General features: G+C 63.4%; 4 protein-coding genes and 1 riboswitch. All 4 genes read right to left on the reverse strand.

Going from position 1 to position 2183, the window contains the following annotated elements; genetic code table 11:
• Positions 1-90: 90 nt before the first annotated feature.
• Positions 91-154, reverse strand: a riboswitch (Fluoride riboswitch).
• 97 nt (positions 155-251) lie between these two features.
• Positions 252-521: a hypothetical protein gene (locus tag VML93_RS26845; protein WP_325615297.1), complete on the reverse strand. Its 270-nt coding sequence runs from the start codon at positions 519-521 to the stop codon at positions 252-254.
• Between the two features lie 126 nt (positions 522-647).
• Entirely contained in the window at positions 648-1052 is a 405-nt protein-coding gene (locus tag VML93_RS26850) for a hypothetical protein (protein ID WP_325615298.1), read from the reverse strand.
• Between the two features lie 6 nt (positions 1053-1058).
• Positions 1059-1481 carry a hypothetical protein gene (locus tag VML93_RS26855; RefSeq protein ID WP_325615299.1) on the reverse strand — a complete coding sequence of 141 codons (423 nt, stop codon included), beginning with the start codon at positions 1479-1481 and terminating at the stop codon, positions 1059-1061.
• Between the two features lie 120 nt (positions 1482-1601).
• Positions 1602-1982: a hypothetical protein gene (locus VML93_RS26860; RefSeq protein WP_325615300.1), complete on the reverse strand. Its 381-nt coding sequence runs from the start codon at positions 1980-1982 to the stop codon at positions 1602-1604.
• Between the last annotated feature and the right edge of the window lie 201 nt (positions 1983-2183).

The raw sequence follows: 2183 nt of genomic DNA on the forward strand, positions 1-2183 counted from the left end.
CCCCGAGCGCACCAGGACCCGGGCGAAACAGGACCTCTCCAAGGATTCTTCTCTGACGGGGGATGCGGAAGAACTCATCCTGCCAGAGCGTCCCTGGTAGGAGTCATCTTCCCCGGTGGGGCAGTTAACGGCGAACTCCAACGCCTGCATTCATTATCCAATTATCCGTACGCACGGTCAACGCTTGGTTTTTCCGATAGACGCGCCCGCGGGTAAACAGTCGGCCATTGGGGAAATTCGCCCCTGTCGAGCTAACGGTTTTCCACCTGGATAGTGAATGAGCGCTCATCCGTGCGGCCGCCCACTCTGGTAATGTGGTTCGTGACGGTATAAGACTGACCTTCTGTGCCACCGGACAGCCAAACTGTGGTGCTGGTAACGGTGTTCGTCTCATTGGCGGCCTGAAGGTCAGGATCCGCCGCGGTCCATGTGCTCGTCTGGATCTGATCGCCAGCCAACCACTTCGACCACTCGATGGAGTAATCCAGAACGGCATCTGGGTCTTTGGTGAAGGTAGTCATGCGGCAACTTTCCGAATCTCCGCACCGACTACGACCAGCCGGCGCTCCGCAGCTCCAGCGACGCGTCGCAGTCCAGCGGGAACGGCTACGAAACGCGACTCGGCATCGGTGAACGCCGTGCGCAGATCATACGGCACAACAATCACGCGCACGCTTGATCGCTGCAGCACTCGAGTCGCCCCCGACGACGCCTCCCAGGGAATGCACCGGCCCGAAGCGCGCGGCCACAAGGACCGACACCGCGGCAGCCCCGTTGATAGTCCCGAGTCGCGCAAGGCGAGCCGATACCGCCACCGAGTTGGCGGCGGTACCCGCCATCGAGCGGTACACCCGGATGCCACCACGGGGCGTCCCCTGGCCAGCTGCCCATGCCAGGAATTCGCGGATGGCGACGAAGTGGGCGATCGTTGTGGATGTGCCCTCAGTGAACCCATCGACCGACCGGAGCGCGACGAGTTGCGCGCCGGTACTGCCCTGGCCCGTGGCGGCACCGGCCAGCGCGCGCGTGTTGTTAAAGCCAAGCAGGAGCATGCCAGCCTACTTCTGCACCGCCAATTCGAAGCACTCGACGCCGGCCATCCTCTGCCTGATTAGGAAAGTGAGCTTCGTCGCGCCGTCCACGAATAGCGCGGTCGCCAATCGCTGGCAGTCAGCCGCCGTGCCCACCGGATACCGCAGGTAAAACGCCGGGCTGAGGGCGCGATTCTTCACATCGAACCGGAGGTAGCGCTGGCCGCCGTTGGGGTTGATGAACGTGGTCTGGCCGCCACCAGTGTAGGGGTCGGGCGTCGCTGTCGTGCCGGTCGTGAACAGCGTGCTAGATCCGCCATATAGGATCGCCGCCGTCCACGCGCCGTTGGTGCCGCCCGCGATATCGAACAGATCGCAGGTGGCCACGTTACCGCCACGGAAGACGTACACGAAGCTGTTCCGCGATTGCTTCTGCGAGTCCGGCCGCATGAAGAACGACGGTGCGTTGAACGACCCAGCAGCGTGGGCCGCGGAGCGCGCGGCGAACGTGGAGGTATCCCAGGTGTTCGCGTTGATGTTGTAGGTGTAGCTGTTGCTCTGCGCGGACCCTCAGTAGAGGATGCGGTCGCCATTGTTCTCAATAACGAACACCCCGCTCGACGACGGCGTGACCGCCCAAGCCGGGACCGTGTACACCGCAGAAGGCCCTGCCGTGTGCGAGGTGACGTTCCGGCGCTGGCCCACGGCCGTCGGATTCACCGGGTCCTGCACGATCCGGATCTGGAAGTTGCGGTATTCGTTGGCTAGCACCGAGGCGTCGCCGTTGGCCGCCTGCCCCGTGATGCTGGTGGAGCTGGAGGCGGTGGCCGCCAACTGGCCGAAGTACCCGTCGCCGGGATTCGCATCGCAGGGAACGTACGACTCGTCCAGCCCCAGGAAGTCGCAATCCGTGTTGATTGTCGCGGAGGTTGGCGGTAGCGATGTTGCCATAGAACGAGTTCATGGCGATGTCGTAATGATTCCAGCACCCGGCAGCCAGGGTGCCGGCGCTCAACATGAACAGGCGGCCGGAGAGGATCTCGTAGCTGTCACCGGCCTGCGGCGTGAAGCCCATAGCCGAGTCCAGAGAGATCGTGGGCGTCGTGCCCGCCGTGTTGCCGATGATGTAATGCTCCTCGACCTTGCCCGGCA

The organism is Mycobacterium sp. (assembly GCF_035499775.1).
Lineage (GTDB): Bacteria > Actinomycetota > Actinomycetes > Mycobacteriales > Mycobacteriaceae > Mycobacterium.

Coding starts and splice junctions, on each gene's coding strand:
- VML93_RS26845 (WP_325615297.1), bottom strand. CDS start 521: ATGACTACCTTCACCAAAGACCCAGATGCCGTTCTGGATTACTCCATC.
- VML93_RS26850 (WP_325615298.1), bottom strand. CDS start 1,052: ATGCTCCTGCTTGGCTTTAACAACACGCGCGCGCTGGCCGGTGCCGCC.
- VML93_RS26855 (WP_325615299.1), bottom strand. CDS start 1,481: ATGCGGCCGGACTCGCAGAAGCAATCGCGGAACAGCTTCGTGTACGTC.
- VML93_RS26860 (WP_325615300.1), bottom strand. CDS start 1,982: ATGGCAACATCGCTACCGCCAACCTCCGCGACAATCAACACGGATTGC.